21 protein-coding genes are annotated in these 19,824 nt (G+C 58.4%); 11 read left to right on the top strand and 10 right to left on the bottom strand.

Going from position 1 to position 19,824, the window contains the following annotated elements:
- Positions 1–185: 185 nt before the first annotated feature.
- Positions 186–515, top strand: coding sequence for a putative periplasmic lipoprotein (locus tag CL546_RS07455; RefSeq protein ID WP_290493942.1), 330 nt, complete (start codon positions 186–188; stop codon positions 513–515).
- Between the two features lie 129 nt (positions 516–644).
- Here CL546_RS07455 and CL546_RS07450 read toward each other — a convergent pair whose 3' ends face one another.
- Entirely contained in the window at positions 645–1,004 is a 360-nt protein-coding gene (locus tag CL546_RS07450; protein ID WP_290493941.1) for a hypothetical protein, read from the bottom strand.
- A 35-nt stretch (positions 1,005–1,039) separates the two neighbouring features.
- Here CL546_RS07450 and CL546_RS07445 point away from each other — a divergent pair, with 35 nt between their 5' ends.
- Both CL546_RS07445 and CL546_RS07440 read left to right on the top strand, forming a co-directional pair.
- On the top strand, positions 1,040–1,468 hold the full coding sequence (locus tag CL546_RS07445) for a hypothetical protein (RefSeq protein ID WP_290493940.1): 429 nt from the start codon (positions 1,040–1,042) through the stop codon (positions 1,466–1,468).
- Between the two features lie 59 nt (positions 1,469–1,527).
- Positions 1,528–1,857, top strand: coding sequence for a YnfA family protein (locus CL546_RS07440; protein ID WP_290493969.1), 330 nt, complete (start codon positions 1,528–1,530; stop codon positions 1,855–1,857).
- A gap of 72 nt (positions 1,858–1,929) precedes the next feature.
- On the opposite strand, the gene CL546_RS07435 is transcribed toward CL546_RS07440, so the two are convergent.
- From CL546_RS07435 to CL546_RS07425, 3 genes are all read right to left on the bottom strand, one after another.
- A complete protein-coding gene (locus CL546_RS07435) occupies positions 1,930–2,523 on the bottom strand; it encodes a class GN sortase (RefSeq protein WP_290493939.1) in 594 nt (197 codons plus the stop codon).
- Complete coding sequence (locus tag CL546_RS07430; RefSeq protein ID WP_290493938.1) at positions 2,510–4,483, bottom strand: marine proteobacterial sortase target protein; 1,974 nt, start codon at positions 4,481–4,483, stop codon at positions 2,510–2,512. The genes CL546_RS07435 and CL546_RS07430 overlap by 14 nt, the downstream gene beginning before the upstream one ends.
- Positions 4,484–4,739: 256 nt before the next feature.
- Positions 4,740–5,405 carry a GntR family transcriptional regulator gene (locus CL546_RS07425; RefSeq protein WP_290493937.1) on the bottom strand — a complete coding sequence of 222 codons (666 nt, stop codon included), beginning with the start codon at positions 5,403–5,405 and terminating at the stop codon, positions 4,740–4,742.
- Between the two features lie 168 nt (positions 5,406–5,573).
- On the opposite strand from CL546_RS07425, the gene CL546_RS07420 reads away from it, so the two are divergent.
- A complete protein-coding gene (locus CL546_RS07420) occupies positions 5,574–6,722 on the top strand; it encodes an alkane 1-monooxygenase (RefSeq protein ID WP_290493936.1) in 1,149 nt (382 codons plus the stop codon).
- A gap of 179 nt (positions 6,723–6,901) precedes the next feature.
- Here the strand turns inward: CL546_RS07420 and CL546_RS07415 are convergent, their stop codons facing one another.
- The 5 genes from CL546_RS07415 to def all read right to left on the bottom strand — a co-directional run bounded on the left by CL546_RS07415 (position 6,902) and on the right by def (position 12,776).
- Positions 6,902–8,353: a TrkH family potassium uptake protein gene (locus CL546_RS07415; RefSeq protein WP_290493935.1), complete on the bottom strand. Its 1,452-nt coding sequence runs from the start codon at positions 8,351–8,353 to the stop codon at positions 6,902–6,904.
- Positions 8,354–8,449: 96 nt separating this feature from the next.
- The gene (gene trkA / locus CL546_RS07410) at positions 8,450–9,826 is read right to left on the bottom strand and encodes a Trk system potassium transporter TrkA (RefSeq protein ID WP_063538233.1); all 1,377 of its coding nucleotides are present in this window, start codon (positions 9,824–9,826) and stop codon (positions 8,450–8,452) included.
- Positions 9,823–11,154: a 16S rRNA (cytosine(967)-C(5))-methyltransferase RsmB gene (gene rsmB / locus CL546_RS07405; protein WP_290493934.1), complete on the bottom strand. Its 1,332-nt coding sequence runs from the start codon at positions 11,152–11,154 to the stop codon at positions 9,823–9,825. Before rsmB ends, trkA begins: the two co-directional genes overlap by 4 nt.
- Entirely contained in the window at positions 11,123–12,115 is a 993-nt protein-coding gene (gene fmt / locus CL546_RS07400) for a methionyl-tRNA formyltransferase (RefSeq protein ID WP_290493933.1), read from the bottom strand. Before fmt ends, rsmB begins: the two co-directional genes overlap by 32 nt.
- 154 nt (positions 12,116–12,269) lie before the next feature.
- Positions 12,270–12,776 carry a peptide deformylase gene (def, locus tag CL546_RS07395; protein WP_290493932.1) on the bottom strand — a complete coding sequence of 169 codons (507 nt, stop codon included), beginning with the start codon at positions 12,774–12,776 and terminating at the stop codon, positions 12,270–12,272.
- A gap of 147 nt (positions 12,777–12,923) precedes the next feature.
- On the opposite strand from def, the gene CL546_RS07390 reads away from it, so the two are divergent.
- The 7 genes from CL546_RS07390 to CL546_RS07360 all read left to right on the top strand — a co-directional run bounded on the left by CL546_RS07390 (position 12,924) and on the right by CL546_RS07360 (position 19,022).
- Complete coding sequence (locus CL546_RS07390; RefSeq protein ID WP_290493931.1) at positions 12,924–13,994, top strand: LysM peptidoglycan-binding domain-containing protein; 1,071 nt, start codon at positions 12,924–12,926, stop codon at positions 13,992–13,994.
- A 75-nt stretch (positions 13,995–14,069) separates the two neighbouring features.
- Positions 14,070–15,131: a DNA-processing protein DprA gene (dprA, locus tag CL546_RS07385; RefSeq protein ID WP_290493930.1), complete on the top strand. Its 1,062-nt coding sequence runs from the start codon at positions 14,070–14,072 to the stop codon at positions 15,129–15,131.
- 76 nt (positions 15,132–15,207) lie between these two features.
- A complete protein-coding gene (tsaC, locus tag CL546_RS07380; RefSeq protein WP_290493929.1) occupies positions 15,208–15,756 on the top strand; it encodes an L-threonylcarbamoyladenylate synthase type 1 TsaC in 549 nt (182 codons plus the stop codon).
- Positions 15,757–15,785: 29 nt separating this feature from the next.
- Entirely contained in the window at positions 15,786–16,694 is a 909-nt protein-coding gene (gene hemF, locus CL546_RS07375) for an oxygen-dependent coproporphyrinogen oxidase (protein ID WP_290493928.1), read from the top strand.
- A complete protein-coding gene (aroE, locus tag CL546_RS07370; protein WP_290493927.1) occupies positions 16,691–17,527 on the top strand; it encodes a shikimate dehydrogenase in 837 nt (278 codons plus the stop codon). Before hemF ends, aroE begins: the two co-directional genes overlap by 4 nt.
- A gap of 24 nt (positions 17,528–17,551) precedes the next feature.
- Positions 17,552–17,980: an ion channel gene (locus CL546_RS07365; protein ID WP_290493926.1), complete on the top strand. Its 429-nt coding sequence runs from the start codon at positions 17,552–17,554 to the stop codon at positions 17,978–17,980.
- 61 nt (positions 17,981–18,041) lie between these two features.
- Positions 18,042–19,022, top strand: a complete 981-nt coding sequence (locus tag CL546_RS07360) for a lipid A deacylase LpxR family protein (protein WP_290493925.1) — start codon at positions 18,042–18,044, stop codon at positions 19,020–19,022.
- A 138-nt stretch (positions 19,023–19,160) separates the two neighbouring features.
- Here CL546_RS07360 and CL546_RS07355 read toward each other — a convergent pair whose 3' ends face one another.
- Complete coding sequence (locus CL546_RS07355) at positions 19,161–19,703, bottom strand: gamma carbonic anhydrase family protein (RefSeq protein WP_290493968.1); 543 nt, start codon at positions 19,701–19,703, stop codon at positions 19,161–19,163.
- Between the last annotated feature and the right edge of the window lie 121 nt (positions 19,704–19,824).

Raw genomic sequence — 19,824 nt, 5'->3', positions numbered from 1 at the left:
GTTTTAATAAGCGTTAGCTGTTTAGGGGATGATTCCCAGTTTCATGAAAAATATCTATAAACAAAGGGATTAAAAGACCAGGTTGATAGTGGTCCCTTTGCGTATTGCCACTTTGCCCGACCCATTCGTTGGGTGATCAACGCAGCTTAGGCTGTCATTCAATATCACATTATGAGGGGACTCAAATGAAAAAAATGAAATTCACGGCTGGCGCTTTTCTTGCAGCTGCAATTTTGTCGGGTTGTGCTGGAACACCAATGAAAACACAGCAACTTAACAGTGATGAATACACTGTTGTCGGTCACGGTGAAGCGACTGCTACCGGGATCATGCTGTTTAACTTTATTCCGATTCAGCAAAATAGCCGTTTTGTGCGGGCGCAAAAAGCGGCCATTGAATCCAAAAATGGTGATGCAATGATTAACACACAGGTTCAGGAAAACTGGTTCTGGGCTTATGTGTTGAACGGTTATAAAACCACTGTCTCTGGTGATGTCGTTAAGCTGAATAAGTAATTAATAGATAGGAATAAGGGGCGCCATATCTTCTATTTTCGATAGACTGATCGGCGCTCTTTATTCTTTTTATATAAAATCGGGTCTTTATCTGTCGAATTATTCGTATAAAAATGGTGCTAGGTGAAGTCAATAACGATAACCCACAGGGTGGCAGTGTCTTTTATATTGGCCTCTCTTCTGGTTTTCTTTGTCGGGATAAGCCTCAGGATTGCGTTCGACTCCAATTTTCCTGTGCATAGTGATGATATTGTTATGGCTAGCGTTTTCCTGCTCGCTATTTCTGTGCCTTTTTCTTTTGCATGCCTTATCTTGTGTGCCGCTAATGGTGTTGTATCCAGTGGCAATGTGATTATTAGCCTGATTGCTTCTCTGTTTTTCTTTGTCTTTGGTTACATGGCGGCTGTTTTTACGCTTGGTTCCACTATTAAGGCGAAAAAAAGGGAAGATGAGAACTCCCAGTAATGTGCAGGTTGAAGCGTCGGTCATTCTTTTTATTTTTTTCTGTCAGTTGCGGATATTCTATGTCCAAAAGAGTAATGCACCTTCTATTCATTTTTTCCTTGCCGTTTTTTTCTTCTTGTACCAACGTTTCAGGTGATGTCATCAAGACGCTGGTGCCTTTGTCTGATCCTCCCGTCAACTATGTGGCGCTGCTTTCCGAGGCTAATAATTTCTTTTCTGACGCAGGCTACCAGTGCAAGTTGGCTTCTGATACGGAGGATTTTCGCTGCCGCAAAGATCTCCGTGATATCTATATTCACCAGACCCATGCGGTGGTGGAGATTTTCCCCGGTGATGATGGGGGCAACCCTCTGTTGGTGACGACGCGCTGGGATGAAGGGCTGATCCCGGGTGAGTTCATTTCCAGTGAGTTTAGTAATCCGGATGTAGTTGCGTTCTGCGTTTACCTTGTGCAGGCGAAGCTGGCTGTTTGCCGGAATGCCTCATGAGGTGGAATGTGGATTGTTGTTCCCAAGGGTGAATGGATGAGCAGAGAAAGGGCTGGACTGTGCCGGAAATAAAGACGTTTGCGCTGTTTGTGATTACGGCGCTGGCGGAGATCGTGGGCTGTTACTTGCCGTACCTGTGGTTGCGTGAAGGCAAGTCAGTCTGGTTACTGGTGCCTGCGGCGCTAAGCCTGGCGCTGTTTGCCTGGTTGCTTTCCTTGCACCCCACTGCTGCGGGTCGAGTGTATGCCGCTTACGGGGGCGTTTATATTTTTATGGCGGTTTTCTGGTTGTGGGCGGTGGACGGTATCCGCCCGACGGCATGGGATTTGCTGGGTTCCGGTGTGGCACTGTTGGGGATGGCCATCATCATGTTCGCGCCTCGCGCCTGACTGATACCTTCCTTGCTGGCCATTCGGCCTGTTCCTTTCTGCTTTTCCCTTTCTCCCTTTTTCCTTGCTTGTTCATCGTTCCGTCTGGTTATTTTCCGTGTTGCTGGTGGGTGCCGATGTGGCGGTGACCACGTAGCGCAGTGGGCCGCCGGGAGTGAGGGCATCGAAGGGGTAGCAGGTGATCAGTATTAGCTGTTGGTCGTCCCGAGGGATGTGTAGGGGGTGTTGTTGGCTGTTGATGACTTGCTGTCTGCTGATCTGAAAATGTTTCTGTGAACCGTTGGCCAATTGCACAGTGAGGGGCTGGCCAGCGTCGAGCGTTTCCAGAAAGGCGAAGTGGGTGTCGCGGTGGCCGGCCAGGGTGAGGGCCTGGTCGCTGCCGATGCCGCCGGCCAGCCGGCCGGGCCCGAAAGCCAGGGCTTCACCACTGGTACTTTCCAGCACATAGAAAGTTTCCCCGGCGGGGGTGGTGAGGCGCGCCACCGGCCAGGTGTCTGCCCAGGGCCAGGGGCGTTGGGGGGCACCTTGTGCAAGCGTGGTTTGCCAGGCGTGGGCGATCAAGTGCTGGGCCAGCCAGGCCTTGCCATCCAGCCAGCTGGCCCAGCCTGCCAGCCCCAGCAGCGCCGCCAAGCTGAAAGCCAGCAGCCGTCGTTCAAGCCGTACCATGTTTCGCCCTCCGCTGGTGAAGCCAGAGCAGCAAACAGACGATCAGCAGCACGCCAGCCAGCCGCCACAATAGTGGCGCCGGTGTAGCTGTGCTGGGCCAGGCCGCAGCGCGTTGCGTGCCGTGCGGTGCCTGGTTGCGAACGGTGTCGTGCAGCAGCGGCTCATGGGCGGGCCGGGAGACGCTCTCTTCTACGGCGATAAAGCTGGTGTAGCGGCTGACCAGCTGGTGACGCAGGGCCACGTCGGTGACCAGTGGGGCGATATCCGTTTCCGCGGCACCCAGGGTGATACGGTCCATCAGGTCGGCGATCTTGCGCCGGGCCCACAGGCTCGCGGTGCCCGGGTGGTTGCTGTCGGTGGGCAAGGTGACCGACTGTTGCCAGTGTCGGGTGTTGTAGCCGCTAACGGTGATGTGTTCCGTTGGCGCGGACAGTTTCATGGCCACCAGCAAGGGCTCACCGGCATACAAGTCTGGCAGCTTTTGCGGCCAACGTTCGGTGACGATGCCGTTCGGGAGTTGCACCTGCAGGTTGCGCATCAGCGGTGATTCCAGGCGGCGAAACAGGGTGTCCATGCCTTGCTGCACCTGGTTCTGGTCGTTGATATAGGTAAAGCTGCCGCGCCCAAATTGAGCGGCGCGGGTCATGAAGTGGCTGTTGGGGGCGGAGCCAATACCCACGGTAAACAGGCGGGCTTCGCCGAGTTGCTGGTGTAGGGCCTGGAAGATGCCGTGCTCGTTGCCCACGGCACCATCGGTGATAAAGATTACCTGGCGCAGGTAGCCGTCGCTGGCGGGCTGGCTCAGGGTGGCGCTGAGGGCGGGCAGCATATGAGTGCCGCCACTGGCTTGAAGGCCCGCCACGAATTGCTGTGCTTGTTGGCGGCTGTTGTCGTTGACGGTGGCCGGCGTTTCAAACAGCAGGGTGTGCTGGCTATCGAAGTCGGTGATGTTGAAACGGTCGCCGGGTTTCAGGCGCTGGAGGGCCAGTTGCAGGCTGGCCTTGGCCTGGCGCATGGGCGCACCGCCCATGGAGCCGGAACTGTCGATGATGAACAGGGTTTCCCGTGGCAGGGTGGTCGACTGGCCGGCTTCCGGCGGAACCACCATCAACAGCGCATAGTGCTCGCCGTCGATGTTTTCGTGGAAGCTGGCCACCAGTGGTTCGCCAGTGTCTTCCAGTTCCCAATTGAGCAGCAGATCCCGGTCCATGGCGATGGCGCCGGCTTTTGGGGTAATGGTGTAGCGCCGTCCGTGCCTTTGGTAGCGGATGGCATGGCTGGGGCTGCCCAGCGTGGCCAGCCGCGCACCGGCGTCCAGGTCGATGTGGATGGACGCGGTGCCGGCATCGGCCGTGCCGCCGGGGGCTGCCACGGTGTTGCGTAGCAGGGAATCCAGTGTGTGGGGTGCCTCCGTGGGTGGGGTTAAGCGCGGCGTCAGGGTGAGGGGCAGGCGCAGCTGGAAGCGGTGGCCATCCACATTCAGGGTCTGCTGGTAATGCAGCTCCACTTGCACCGTTTCGCCGGGGGCGATATTGGCCACGGCGGTGGTAAACAGGTTAGGGCGTTGCTGGCTGATCAGGCTGGCCTTCTTGCCGCTGGCGCGGGCCTGGCGGTAGGTCTTTTCAGCTTCGGCCTTCTCGTCGATGCGGCCGACAATTCGCCTGTCTCCGATGGTCAGCACCATGCCGTCCACGGCGGCGTTTTCCGGCAGCGGAAACAGGTAGCGCCCTTCGCGAAACTGCTGGCTGGAATTGTGAAAACGCTGGGTCAGCGTGACCTCTGCCACTGGGCCGCTGACGGTAATGTGGGCGTCGGTGTCCAGCAGGGTGGCGGGGTGAATCTGGCCATGGTCATCGGCCAGCAGCAAGGCGCCGGTGGCAGCCTCGTCCTGCCAACGTTGCCCGTTTGCCTGGGCGGTGAACGTCAGTAGCAGTAGTGAGAAGAAAAGAGTGATTTTCATGGTGGCCTCCTTTTGATGGGGGCCAGCATGGCAAGGGGATGAGGGTGCTTTATGGGGATTGTGTGGGGGAAAGAGAGTTGAAGGTGGAAAGTTTAAAGTTAAAACGCGAGCAAGGTCTGGCGGTGAAACTTGCCGTGGGCGTCCGCGCTGGATGGCCCCAATTGCAGTATCTAACCATGATGGCGACTGGTTCGCCTGTCTGACATTACGCTCTGTTTTCCCTTTTCAACTTTGAACTTTCAACTCGGAACTGCTTTTACGCCGCGCTGCGTTTGGCGATGGCGCGCAGGACGATCTGGCACTGGTTTTCGCCGTATTCGCGGATGTCCGCTTCGGCATCAGCCACGTTGCGACCAACCACATTCACCAGCAGGCGCTTGAAAATCTGCAGGGACACGTCGAATTCCGAGGTGTCTTCCTGCAAGGCGATAAACGAATAGCGTTTGAGCAGGGGAATCAGGTCCTGAATGTCTGTGGTCAGGTAGCGGTTATGGGCGAAGCGTACGGTGGCGATTTCTACAAACCGGAACGCCAGTTGGTGCGCAGAGCGCAGGTCGTCATTCACAAAGTGCTGCTCCAACTGGGGCAGCATTTCCACCAAATCTTCGATATCGCCGGGTTGCCAGCGGGCAGCGGCCTGGCCGGCCAGTCGTGACAACAGCATGAACAGGAATTCGTAAAGGTCGCGCACTTGCTCGTCGGTGACCTCACAAACGCGGGCTCCCTTGCGCGGCTGCAATTCGATCATGTGTTGCTTTTCCAGCAGTCTGAAAGCTTCCCGGAGTGAGTTGGTACTTACATCAAGCTGCTTGGCCAGTTCGTTTTCCGGCAGGCGACTGCCGGGGGCGAGCTCACCGGTAATGATCTGCTCGCCCAGGTGTCGGGCGATTTGCTCGCTGAGGCTGACCGCTTGTAACGACATGGAGGGTCCTTGGTGGGGATGGTGGGCTCGGTGGCATGTGGCCACTCTCCGTCATAGGGCTCTAATATCTCATTAATTGAGTTGTTTGACAATTCAAGAAATCAGGGATAGTCTCACCGTCACATTGATGACTGTTACTGTTTGGCTTGAACTAGCGAGGTGTGAGCCATGTTCGAGAATATGAATGCTGATGTAATGCTAAAAATGAAAAAATACGGCTACCTGGCTTTTTGGGCGGTTATGGTGCCGCTTGTGCCTTTCTCGGCCTATATCGGCGTGGAGAGCGGGACTCAGGATTATTGGGCCTGGTTCATGTATGTCTTCATTTTCGGAATTATCCCGGTACTGGACTATCTGGTGGGGAAAGACCCGACCAACCCCAGTGAAGATGTACAGGTGCCCACCATGAGTGAGGAAATCTTCTATCGGGTGTCAGCCATTGCCATGGGGTTTGTGTGGATTGGGGTGCTGTTCTATGCCGGCCACATCTTCATGACCAATGACTATGGGTTGCTGGGCAAGATTGGTTGGATCGTGTCTATCGGTACCGTGGGCGGCATTATCGCCATCAACTTGGGCCATGAGCTGATCCACAAGGATCCCAAAGTAGAAAACTGGATGGGCGGCCTGCTGCTGTCTACCGTGACCTATGCGGGCTTCAAGGTGGAGCACGTACGCGGTCACCATGTGCACGTCTCTACTCCGGATGATGCCTCTTCAAGCCGCTACAACCAGAGCCTCTACAATTTCCTTCCCAAGGCGTTCGTGCATAACTTCATCAACGCCTGGAGCCTGGAAAAGAAATACCTGGAGCGTAAGGGCAAGAAAAATATCAGCATCTACAATGAGCTGATCTGGTGGTACAGCATTTCTGCCTTGTTCGCGGTGACCTTCGGGCTGCTGTGGGGCTGGCAGGGTGTCGTGTTCTTCCTGGGGCAGAGTTTCTTTGCGGCGCTGGCACTGGAAATCATCAACTACATCGAGCACTACGGTCTGCACCGTCGTGTGAATGACAAAGGTCGCTTCGAGCGGGTGACCCCGGCGCACAGCTGGAATTCCAATTACCTGCTGACCAACCTGGCCCTGTTTCAGCTGCAGCGCCACAGCGATCACCATGCGTACGCCAAGCGTCGTTATCAGGTGCTGCGTCATTACGAAGAAAGCCCGCAGTTGCCGGCAGGCTACGCCACCATGTATGTACTGGCCTTGATTCCGCCGCTGTGGAAGAAGGTAATGAACCCGCGTGTTGAAGCCTATTACGAAGGCGAGCTGGATCAGCTGTTCCGTGAGAGCAAGCGGGTCAACAATATCGCTTGACGAATAGTTGACAGTGGATAGTTGAAAGTAAAAAAGCCCCGGCATTGCCGGGGCTTTTTTATGGTCGCTAGCACTCTTTCAACGAAGTGGCTGTAGGAGCACTGTTCAGGGCACGAACCGTGCGAAGCACGAGGCAGTAAGACATGACAGGGTCTCCCCTCCTCACGTCACCCCTTGCTTCACTGTTTCCAGAACATCGGCGTGAACAGGACCAGCAGCGTAAAGATTTCCAGTCGTCCGGCAATCATCAATACCGTCATCATCCACTTGGCGCTGTCGGTGATGTTGGCGAAGCCGCCACCGACCTGACCAATGCCTACGCCCAGGTTGTTGAGGCTGGCGGCCACGGCGCTCACCGCGGTAGCCAGATCCATGCCGGTCATGGTGAACAGCAGGGTAAAGATCACCGAAATGGTGATGTAAACGCCGACGAATCCCCACACGGCTTGTAGTACCCGGTCAGGAATGGACTGGCGACCAAAACGCAGGGCAAATACACCGTTGGGGTAAATCAAACGGCGCAGTTCGCGAATGCTGTGATGGAATACCAGTGCTGCCCGAACAGCTTTCATGCCGCCGCCAGTGGAGCCGGCGCAACCGCCGATAAAGCTGGTCAGTATCAGCAGATAGGGGATAAAGCCGGGGAAGGCAGCCGCATTGGTACTGGTTAGCCCGGTGCCGGTGCTGAAGGAGGCTACCTGGAACGCGGAGTGGCGCAGGGCATCGTCCACTTCAAAGTCGTAATGGAAGAACAGTAGGCCGGCGGTGATGATGGCGGTGTAGATCAGGAACAGGCTGATAAAAAAGCGAAATTCCGGATCACGAAGGTAGGCGAACAGGGAGCGGCCACGCCACACTGCAAAATGCAGGGCAAAGTTAAGCCCGCCAATCAGAATGAACAGGGTGGCGGTCCAGTCGATCAGTGGGTTGTCCCAGTAGGCCAAGGAAGCATCGTGGGTGGAAAAACCGCCGGTGGCTACGGTGCTGAAGCTGTGGCAGATAGCGTCGAAAAGGGTCATGCCGAAGGCCCAGTAGAGCAGGGCGCAGGCAATGGTGATGAACAGGTAAATGAACCACAGGGCTTTGGCCGTTTCGGCGATGCGTGGGGTGAGTTTGGCGTCTTTCATGGGGCCGGGGATTTCAGCTTTGTAGAGCTGCATGCCACCGATGCCGAGCATGGGCAGAATGGCCACCGCTAAAACGACTACGCCCATGCCGCCCAGCCACTGTAATTGCTGGCGGTAGAAGAGTACCGATTTGGGCAGAAAGTCGATGCCGGACAGGATGGTGGCGCCGGTGGTGGTGAGGCCGGAAACGGATTCGAATACCGCATCGGTGAAGCCCACCGGAACATCGTCACTGATAATCAGCGGCAGCGCGCCGATCACGCCGAGCACGGACCAGAACAGGGTAACGACCAGAAAGCCGTCGCGGGTTTGCAGTTCGGTTTTGTTGCGGAAAAACGGCAGCCACAGGCTTAAGCCCAGCGCCAGGGTAATGACAAAGGAGATCAGGAACGGAGTTTCGCTGCCTTCCTGATACCAGTAGGACACGGCTACCGGCGGCATCATGGTAAAGCTGAAGACCACCAGCAGCAGGCCGAGAATTTTCGAAATTAGCGCGAAGTGCATGGAAGCCCCTCAGGAGAAGAGGCGCCTGACGCTGAAAAGGCGCGCTTTGTTTTTTTTGTCGGGCGTCCTGCTGCGTCCGGCATCTGGCGTTTCATCCTAAAAAAACGTAAACCCGACCTGGAACAATTTTTCCACGTCCCGGGTGCGGCGTTTGTCGATCAGGAACAGAATCACGTGATCGTCCGGTTCAATCACCACGTGGTCGTGGGCAATCAGTACTTTTTCACCGCGTACGACAGCGCCGATGGTGGTGCCTTCCGGCAGATCGATTTCATCGATGGCACGCCCTACCACCTTGGACGATTTGGCATCGCCGTGGGCAATAGCCTCGATGGCTTCCGCCGCGCCGCGGCGCAGGGAATAGACGTTGACCACATCGCCGCGCCGTACATGGCTGAGCAGGCTGCCGATGGTGGATTGCTGGGGCGAGATGGCGATGTCGATGTCGTGGCCCTGTACCAGGTCCACGTAGGCCGGGTTGGAAATCAGCGTCATCACCTTGCGGGCGCCCAGCCGCTTGGCCAGCAGGGACGCCATGATGTTGGCTTCGTCATCGTTGGTCAGCGCGCAGAATACATCGGTGTTTTCGATGTTGGCCTTAAGCAGTTCGTCACGGTCAGTGGCCAGACCTTGCAGGACGACGGTCTGGTGCAGTTTCTCGCCCAGCCATTCGGCCCGTTTGGGCATGCGTTCCAGCACCTTGACGTTGTAGCGGTGCTGAATGGTTTTCGCCAGCCGGTAACCGATGTTGCCGCCGCCGGCGATAACGATGCGTTTGTAGTTATGTTCCAGGCGGCGCAGCTCACTCATGACCGCGCGGATATCGTTCTTGGCGGCAATGAAGAACACTTCATCGTCCGCTTCGATCACGGTGTTGCCTTCCGGGATAATGGGACGGCCACGGCGGAAAATCGCGGCCACCCGGGTGTCCACGTTAGGCATGTGCTTGCGCAGTTCGCGCAGCTCGTTGCCCACCAGCGGGCCACCGTAATAGGCGCGCACTGCCACCAGCTGTACCCGGCCACCGGCGAAGTTCACCACCTGCAGGGCGCCTGGGTGTTCGATCAGGCGCTTGATGTAGTCGGTCACCACCTGTTCAGGGCTGATGATCACATCAATGGGCAGGGCGTTTTCGTTGAACAGTTTTTCCGAGCGGCTGGTGTAGTGGGCGGTGCGAATGCGGGCAATCTTGGAGGGGGTGCGGAACAGGGAGTAGGCCACCTGACAGGCGATCATGTTGACCTCGTCAGAGTTGGTCACCGCGATCAGCATGTCCGCGTCTTCGGCGCCGGCTTCCTTCAGTACGGCTGGGTAGCAGCCCATGCCGCGCACGGTGCCGATATCCAGGCGGTCACCCAGCTCGCGCAGGCGTTCATCATCGGTGTCGATAACCGTGATGTCGTTGCGTTCGTTGGCCAGGTTCTCGGCCAGTGTGCCGCCCACCTGGCCGGCACCGAGAATAATGATTTTCATGAACTGAGTCGGGCCCCCGATTCTTTACGCAGGCAAGCCAGGTAGAAGCCGTCCGGACCGTGTTGTTCCGGGAACAGCTGCCACCCTGCGTCCACCATTGTGGCCCCTTCCGGCCGTGGCGTCACATCCCGGGCCTGCGGCTGGCGCTGCAGGAAGTCACGAACCTGGTGGTCGTTCTCGTCGCGCAGTACCGAACAGGTGGCATATACCAGCATGCCGCCGGGATTGAGCAGCGGCCATAGTGCATCCAGCATGCGCGCTTGTAAATCAACCAGTGCGGCGATGTCCGAGGCTTTGCGGTGCCATTTCACATCCGGCTGGCGGCGCAGGATGCCGGTGGCGGAGCAGGGGGCGTCCAGCAGGATGGCATCGAAGGGGGTGCCGTCCCACCAGGAGTGCGGGTCGCTGGCGTCGCCTTGCAGCAGGGTGACGTCGGTGCCCAGCCGCGCCAGGTTCTCGCGGATGCGGGCCAGGCGCTTGCCTTCCAGCTCCAGGGCGGAGAGGTCTGCGGCGGGGAATTTCTCGCGCAGTTGTCCGGTTTTGCCGCCGGGGGCGGCGCAGGCGTCCAGAATGCGGCCGTTGGACGGGGCCTGCAGCAATTCGGCGGGCAGTTGGGCGGCTTCGTCCTGCACGGACAGGGCGCCTTGCTCAAAACCGGGCAGCTGAAATACCGGCCGGGCGGGCTGCAGGTAAATGCTGTACGGGGCAATGCTGCCGGCGCGGGCGCCTTCGCCCAGAGCGGCCAGTGCCTCGCTGCGTTGTTGCTGCTGACGGTTGACGCGCAGGGTGAACGGGGGCGGTTGCAAGTTGGCGCGGGCCATGGCGTCGGCCTCGTCGGGCCAATCTTTTTGCCAGCGTTTAAACAGCCAGTCTGGCAGGCTCAGCTGGATATTGGCGGGGGCGTCGGCCACGGCCTCTTCAAGGGTAATCTGGCTGGCCTTGCGTAGCACGGCATTGCTGAGGCCGGCGGCCCAGGGGGCTTTGAGCTTGCGGCACAGTTGTGGGTAGGCGTTGACGATGGCGTGGGCTGGCCGGTCGCTGAACCACAGTTCATAGAGGCCGGCCAGCAAGGCCAGCCGCACCGGTTGGGCGCTGGCCTTGAGGGGTTTGGAGAGTTGCTGGTTGAGCCAGTGGTTGAGGGGGCGCAGGTGGCGGCACACGCCGAAACAGATATCGCGCATCTGGCCGCCGTCGCTGCCTTGCAGGGGAAAGTCGCGCAGCACTTCGCGCAGGCTTTCGCCATCGCCCTTGCCGGGGAGCACCCGGTTGAGGGCACGCACGGCGCTCAGGCGCGGGTCAGGCGTTGCCACATTGATCACCAGACTCATGGGTAATGGCATCGCCCAGCGGTTCGCCAATGGTGAACAGGGCCGGGTTGCCGCGCAGCAGGTCTGACACCTTCATGCGTCGCTTGCCTGGGAGTTGCAGCTCTTCGAGGATCAGGCTGCCATCGCCGGTGGCCACATGGATGCCCTGCTCATCGACGCTCAGGATATGCCCCGGTTCGTCGTGTTCCTGCCCCGGTTGCGGGCTTTCGCTGGCCTGCCAGATACGCATGGGCTGGCCATTCAGTGGCACCCAGCTTACCGGGAAGGGATTGAAGGCGCGGATGCGGTTGTAGAGCGCGCGGGTGGGCAGGCGGAAGTCCAGCCGTGCTTCAGCCTTGCTCAGCTTGTGGGCGTAGGTGACGCCTTCGTCTGGTTGTGGCGTGGCGTTGGCCAGGTAATGCTCCAGATCGGCCAGTACCGTGACCAGCAGGCGCGCGCCCTGGGCGGCCAGGCGGTCGTGCAGTTCGCCGCCGGTTTCCGTGTCGCCGATGGGCAGGGCTTCACTGAGCAGCATGGGGCCGGTATCGAGCCCCGCTTCCATCTGCATGATGGTGTTGCCGGTTTGGGTGTCGCCGGTGGTGATGGCGCGCTGAATGGGGGCGGCGCCACGCCAGCGCGGCAGCAGCGAGCCGTGCACGTTGAGACAGCCCAGGCGAGGAATATCCAGCACCGCCTGGGGGATGATCAGACCGTAGGCCACCACCACCAAGGCATCCAGGTTCAGGTCGCGCAACTGCTGTCGAGTGTCTTCGCCTTTCAGGTTTTCCGGCTGCAATACAGGAATGTCATGCTGTGCGGCCAGCTGTTTTACCGGGCTTTGCTGCACTTTCTTGCCGCGCCCGGCGGCCCGGTCGGGCTGGGTGAGGACCGCGACAACCTGATGATCGCTATTCAGCACGGCCTGCAGGCTGGAAGCGGCAAAGTCCGGGGTGCCGGCGAAGGCGAGACGTAAGGGTTTCAATGAGCGGCCTCTGAATAGTTTAAGACGGTGGGTGAGAAGCGAGTGACGAGTGACGAGAAACGAAAACCTTGGCTAAGCCATTTTTCCGGGCTTTGCTCTTCGAAACTCGAAACTCGAAACTCGAAACTCGAAACTCGAAACTCGGCGAGCCTTCTCAGCCCTGCTGGCGGTGGATCTTTTCCAGCTTCCTTTTGATGCGGTCGCGCTTGAGCCGGGAGACGTAGTCCACGAACAGCTTACCGTCCAGATGATCCATTTCGTGCTGGATACACGTGGCGAGCAGTTCGTCCGCTTCCTCTTCGAAGGCGTTGCCGTCACGGTCCAGAGCGTTAATGCGCACACGCGCCGGGCGTGGCACCTTTTCGTAGAAGCCGGGCACCGACAGGCAGCCCTCTTCGTAAGGGGCCATTTCCTCGGTGAGCGGGGTGATTTTCGGATTGATAAACACCCTGGGCTCGTTGCGCTCTTCGGACAGGTCCATGACGATCAGCTGAATATGCACGTTGATCTGGGTGGCCGCCAGGCCAATCCCGGAGGCGGCGTACATGGTTTCAATCATGTCGTCGATCAGTTTGCGAAGCTCGTCATCTACCTTTTCCACCGGCTTTGCTACTGTGCGTAGTCGGGGATCAGGGAATTCCAGTATTTCCAGTTTAGCCATGTACCTTCTCGGAAGTTGCGGTAGTACTCGAATTTCGGTTGCTAAATATATGATCGCATTGCTAATATCCAAAAGGAACCGCGTCTACAATAAGGGATCGCGGCCGCTCTCGGGGATGAGTCCAATAATGATAAAAGGAATCCGATGATGATGAAATCGGTCCAGCGCGCCTTGACCTTTGGCCTGGTGCTGGCGGTGTCCGGTATGGCCTCCGCAGCGGTGGTGCTCAAAGATGGGCACCCCAGCAAGTATTTCGTGAAAAACGGCGATACCCTTTGGGATATCAGCGGCCGTTTTCTGCAAGAGCCGTGGCAGTGGCCGGAAATCTGGCAGATCAATGAGGAAATCAGTAACCCTCACTTGATCTATCCCGGCGACGAAATCCGGCTTTCCTATGTTAACGGTGAGCCGCGCCTGTCGGTAAAACGGGGCGTGGAAGAGACCGTGATGTCCAATGGTACAGTGAAACTCACCCCGCGGGTGCGTGAAATTGCCAATGACGAAGCGATTCCGGCCATTCCTGCCAGTGCGATCCAGTCTTACCTGAAGGAAGGTCTGGTGGTAGACCGCAAGGACATCGTCGAGGCTCCCTATCTGGTGGGTGGCCGCGATCGCCGTGTGATCTTTGGTGAAGGCGATACCGTTTACGCTCGTGATACCGCTACCCAATGGGAAGACCTGGATCAGGGTTACGGTTTCTACCGCACCGGTGAGCAATATGTGGACCCGGATACCAATGAAGTGCTGGGCTACGAAGCTCGCCAGATCGGCCTGGGCCGGGTGGCCAGCCACGATGGCGACATGATTACCCTGCGGGTGACGGACTCCAGTGAAGACCTGCGGATTGATGATCGCCTGTTCTCCACTGAAGATCGCCGCGTGCGCGCCGTACTGTACCCGTCGGCCCCGGACACCAAGATCGAGGCAAAAGTGATTCGCTTCTTCGATCGCCTCAACAGCGTAGCGCGTAACGATGTGGTGGTGATCAACAAGGGCCTGCGTGACGGCCTGAAAGAAGGCAACGTGCTGGATATCTATGGCCAGGGCGAAGTGGTCCGCGATCGTCAGCAAGGTGACATGGTTCAGCTGCCCCGTGAGAAAACCGGTTCCATGGTGATCTTCCGGGTGTTCGACAAGGTCAGCTACGGCTTGATCATGGAGTCCATGCGGCCTATCTATATGAACGATATCGCCGAAAGCCCGGCGGGCAGTTACTGATTTCTCTGCGGTAGCGCTCACTGCCGGCGTTTAGGCGCCCGACAAAACCGTCAACGCACACAAGGAGGTGGGCGAATGGACGGACAATTTAAACGCCTGCTATTGCAGGCGTTGTTTTCCCCGTCGTCAGCGGCCCTTGGCCGCGCCCTGCAACAACACCGGATTGCTTCTGCACCGGTATCGGATTTTCTTCCCCTGCTACCGGCCGGCCTGAAAGAGCGTGCCCGGCTGCTGGACAATACTGGCAAGCTGCCCGTGTACTTCGAGCAACTGCGTGAGCAGGGCTGGCGCTGGATTGCGCTGGGGGATGCGGATTACCCGCCGCTGCTGGCACAGATCAACGACCCGCCCGGCGTGATTGCCGTGCGCGGTAGCGTGGAGGCATTGAATGCGCCTTCGCTGGCCATGGTGGGCGCGAGGAATGCCTCTGCGGACGGCCTCGACAACAGCCGCCGCTTTGCCCGCCAGCTGGCCGGTAGCGGCTTTGTGATTGTCAGCGGCCTGGCGCTGGGCATTGATGCGGCCGCTCATCGCGGTGCAGTGAATGCCGGGCGCACGGTGGCGGTCATGGGCAGTGGCCCGGATTGTATCTACCCGCCGCGCCATGGCCTGCTGGCCAGCCAGATTGTGGAAACCGGCGGGGCGCTGGTATCGGAATTCGCGCCGGGGTCGCGCCCGCTGCCTGCTCAATTTCCCATGCGTAATCGCATTATCAGTGGGCTCAGCCTGGCCACCATTGTGGTGGAGGCGGCGATCAAGAGTGGCTCGTTGATCACGGCGCGCACGGCGTTGTCCCAGAGCCGTGAGGTGTTTGCGATTCCGGGCAGTATCCATAATCCGCTTAGCAAGGGTTGCCACCAGTTGTTGCGTGATGGCGCCAACTGGCTGGAGTCCGTGGATGATATTTTCCAGGCCTTTGGGGATTTCCAGCGTAGCGTGGAAGCCAGCGGTATTCGTTGTGACCCTCCGCCCCTGCTTGCCTACCTGACCAGCGGCCTGAATTCGCTGGATGCATTGCAGCAGCGGACCGGGATGCCCATGCCGGAGCTGGCCGGGCAGCTGGCGGATCTGGAGCTGGAGGGCTGGGTGGAACGGGTAGCGGGCGGCTATCTGAAACGCCAGACCAGCGAAGCTTAAGCAGGCTGTGGATCGGCAGACTTGAGTCGCCGGCCCGTGCAGGGTAATTTGCCGCTTTTGCATTCAGGGCTTCGTCATGGACCAGCATCTGCTCAGTGCGGCACAGATCATTCAGGCGGGCGGCGTGATCGCCTACCCCACGGAGTCTGTCTACGGCCTTGGCTGCGACCCATTCAACCAGGGCGCGGTGATGCAGTTGCTGGCGATCAAACAGCGACCGGTGAGCAAAGGGTTGATTCTGATTGGTGAAACCCTGGCGCAGCTGGCGCCGTATCTGCGCTTGAACGACCAGCAGGCGGCCCGGTTGCAGCAGCAATGGCCGGCGCCGGTAACCTATCTGGTTGAGGCCAATGAGCATCTGCCTGCCTGGGTGCGCGGGCAACACCGCAAGGTGGCGGTGCGCGTGCCGGACCATCCGCTGGCTCGCCAGCTGTGCCGGTTGGCCGGGCAACCGATCATTTCTACCAGTGCCAACATCAGCGGCCGTCCGGCCGCCCGCAATCGCTATCAGGTGGCCCGGCAGCTGGGTGACCAACTCGACTTTATTGTCAGCGGCGCCTGTGACCGGGCGAGCAAACCCTCTACCATTATTGATCTGGAAAGCGGGCGCGTCTTGCGTCCGTGAACACACCGACCGCATCCGGGGAAAGCACCATGTCAGAGGTTTCACTGCAGGCGGTGAAAGATTACCTGCTGGATCTGCAGGATCGTATCTGCGACGCACTGGGCGCCGAAGATGGCTCCGCCACCTTCCGTGAAGACAGCTGGGAGCGCGAGCAAGGTGGCGGCGGCCGCAGCCGGGTGCTGGAAAATGGCGCGGTGATCGAAAAAGGCGGGGTGAACTTTTCCCATGTGTTTGGCGATCAGTTGCCACCGTCTGCGACGGCGGCCCGCCCCGAATTGGCCGGGCGCAGTTTTCAGGCCATGGGCGTGTCACTGGTAATTCATCCGAAAAACCCCTATGCACCGACCAGCCACGCCAACGTGCGTTTTTTCGTGGCGGAAAAAGACGGTGAGGAGCCGGTGTGGTGGTTTGGCGGCGGGTTCGATCTGACACCCTACTATGGTTTTGAAGAAGACGTGGTGCATTGGCACCAGACGGCCCGCGATGCCTGTGAGCCGTTCGGTAGCGAGATCTACCCGGAATTCAAAGCCTGGTGTGATGACTACTTTTACCTCAAGCACCGGGATGAGCCCCGTGGTGTCGGCGGGGTGTTCTTTGACGATCTGAACCGCTTTGAATTCGACACCAGCTTTGCCCTGATGCGCAGTGTTGGCGATGCTTATGTGCCTGCCTACCAGCCGATTCTGGCGCGCCGTAAAGATCATGATTATGGCGAGCGCGAGCGTCAGTTCCAGCTGTACCGTCGCGGCCGTTATGTGGAGTTCAATCTGGTTTACGATCGCGGCACGATTTTTGGTCTGCAATCCGGCGGCCGTACCGAGTCCATCCTGATGTCACTGCCGCCGCTGGTGCGTTGGGACTACGATTACCACCCCGAACCGGACAGTGCCGAGATTGAGCTTTACCAGAAATTTCTGATTCATCGGGAGTGGGTATGACTGCTGAGAAAACCGCGCTAGAGACTGGGTTGTATTGTGTTTTTGGCAATCCAGTGAACCATTCCCGCTCGCCGGATATTCATCATGCATTTGCCGCGCAGCGCAGTGACGCTGTGCAGTATGAAAAACGCGAAGCGCCGCTGGACGATTTTGCCGGGGCAGTGCAGGCCTTCCGAGAAGCGGGTGGGCAGGGTGCCAATGTCACTGTGCCTTTCAAGGAGCAGGCTTTTTCGTTATGCGATGCCATCACCGAGCGGGCCGACCAGGCCGGTGCGGTGAACACCCTGTGGTGGGATGGCGAACAGCTGCACGGTGATAACACCGATGGTGCCGGGCTGGTGAAGGATATCCGTGATAATCAAGGCTGGAGCATCCACAAGAAACGGGTGCTTATCCTGGGCGCGGGCGGGGCGGTGCGCGGTGTGCTGGGCCCGTTGCTGGCTGAAGAGCCCACCTTGTTGCGCATTGCCAACCGAACCAAAGAGAAAGCGGAAGCGCTGGCCGCCAACGTCATGAAAGGCGAAGGCCCGCCGGTGTTGGGAGGTGGGCTGGACAATCTTATGGGGCAGTTCGACCTGGTGATCAACGCCATCTCTGCCGGTTTGCAGGGCGAGATGCCCGCGCTACCGGATGGCCTGTTGGCAGAGGGTGCCGTGGCCTACGATATGGTTTACGGCAATGAGCCGACACCGTTTTTGCGCTGGGCAGAACAGCAAGGTGTCAGCGCCACCGCGGATGGTCTGGGTATGCTGGTCGAGCAGGCCGCCGAAGCGTTTGAGATCTGGCGTGGCTGGCGCCCGGACACGGCCCCTGTCATGGCTTCGCTGCGCTAGCCTGTCATGGCAGAGGGCGCAGTCATGTACGAAGTGGTGTATGCCTCCGTGGTCAGTCTGGCCATGGTGCTGACCACCGTGACGCTGCATTACTGGACGCTGGCAGGCCTGTCCCGCTTGCTCAAGCGCTGGCCGAATTTCCGGGGTGAAATCCTGGTGGTCGTTATCGCCATGTTTGCCGCCCATATGGTGGAAATTACCCTCTATGCTTGGGTGTACCTGCTGCTGGATGTGGGGGACACCGCCATGAGCATCGGTGGCGCCGTGAATGGCAGTTTTCTGGATCATCTGTATTTTTCCGCGGCGTGTTATACGTCGTTGGGTCTGGGGGACCTGTTTCCAGTGGGGACCCTGCGCCTGATCGCCGGGGTGGAAGCCCTGAATGGTCTGATACTCATCACCTGGTCAGCGTCGTTCGCGTTTCTGGTTATGCAGCGCCGCTGGCGTTTTTAATCACGTTTCGACGGTGTCGTACGTGCTGGGGGCTCTTGGGGCCGTTACCACTGGGTGAAATATGTCCCTGCGTTTTTTTCTCTTATTAAGCGTTTTTTTTCCGCTGCCTGTGTTGGCTGCCACCTTGGGGTTTTCCTGGGATAACGATCTGTTCGTCGGTGCCGATGGGCAGTACACCAATGGCGTGCGGATCAGCTGGGTGGGTGATGCGCATGACCATTGTGAACGCAATGGCAGTGTTACCTGCAGCCTGGCGAGCGCGTTGTCTCCCTTACCCGGCATCAGCCTCAACGATGAAAAGCATGCGCTGACGCTGAGTCTGGAACAGGTCATGATTACCCCGGCGGATATCAGCCAGAGCGCCCCGGATTACAATGATCTGCCTTATGCGGGTTACAGCAATCTGGAGATGGGGTTGTTCAGCTGGAACGGCGACAGCCTGTTTGGTTATGGCGCGCGTTTGGGGGTCGTTGGCCCGGAGTCCGGGGCGGAGCAAAGCCAGAAACTGGTTCACAAGATAACCGGCTCCACCGAGCCGCAAGGCTGGGATAACCAGCTGGGGACGGACCTGATCGGCGGTGCGTATTTTATCAATGCCCGCCGTTTCCAGCAGTTTCAGTGGGGCTCGGGGCTGCAGGGTGAGCTGGGTTATGCCTGGGGTGTGGATGCCAACAATTTCCATGGGACCGCAACGGCTGGCGGATTTTTCCGGCTGGGCCGAAATCTGCCGCGGAACTTTATCCCCGATTATGCCGGTATCGGCACAGCCGGTTCACTGGTCGGCCTGTTTGATGGCAGCGGTTTTGGCTGGGAAGCGTTTGTGGGCAGCTTCGGTGAATATATCGGTTATTCCTACCTGGAAAATCATGCAGAGGAGTACGATGTGGAAGCCCGCGATGGTGTGTTGGCTCTGGTGGTGGGAGGCGGTGTGCGCTGGGACAATTTTTCTTTCACCCTGACACTGCAAAGTTCAACCTCTCCTCTGCGTAGCAGGGATGACACCTTCAGCTTCGGCAACATGTCTTTCATGTGGCAGATATAATAGCAGAAGCGAGTGACGAGTAACGAAAGGCAAAAGCGCACATCCGATTTTCAAGGCTTGGCAGGTTTTCGAGACTCGCTTCTCGTTACTCGAAACAGTCTACCTACAGGGCTCGGAACGCTCAGGCTAATTGAGCATTTATTGATCCTCGCCATCCGCTAGATACCGATCCTTCAACCGCACATAATTCCCCGCCACATAGGGAAGAAATTCTTTTTCTTCCTCTGTGAGCGCGCGCACCTGTCGCGCAGGCTGACCGCGATACAGATAACCGCTTTCCAGGCGCTTGCCTGGCCCCACGAGGGAACCGGCGGCGACGATCACGTCGTCTTCCACGATGGCCCCATCCATGATGATCGCCTGCATGCCCACCATTACCCGGTTGCCCAGCGTGCAGCCGTGCAGCATGGCCTGGTGAGCGAGGGTCACATCGTCGCCGATCTGCAGCCCGAAGCCGCCGGGGTTGAAGGTGGAGTCGTGGGTAATATGCAGCACAGCGTTATCCTGAATGCTGACCCGGGCGCCAATGCGGATGGCATGCATGTCGCCACGGACCACCGCCTTCGGCCACACGGAGCAATCATCGCCCAGTGTGACCTCGCCGATCACCGTAGCGTCCTCGTCCACATATACCCGTTTCCCCAATTGCGGGGCCTTGTCTTCAAAGCGGCGAATCCCCATCACTGATACACTCGATAGTTCAAATTCATGGTTACAGGGGCACCTTTTGCAGACGCCCGCTCGTATACTGATAGCCATATTGATCTTGCTTGGCGTTTTTCTGCTAAGCAAGTGGCTGATA

Source organism: Alcanivorax sp., from assembly GCF_002726155.1.
GTDB lineage: Bacteria > Pseudomonadota > Gammaproteobacteria > Pseudomonadales > Alcanivoracaceae > Alcanivorax.
Note: the sequence above shows the minus strand (reverse complement) of the source record. Positions and strands in the feature narration are given on the sequence as shown.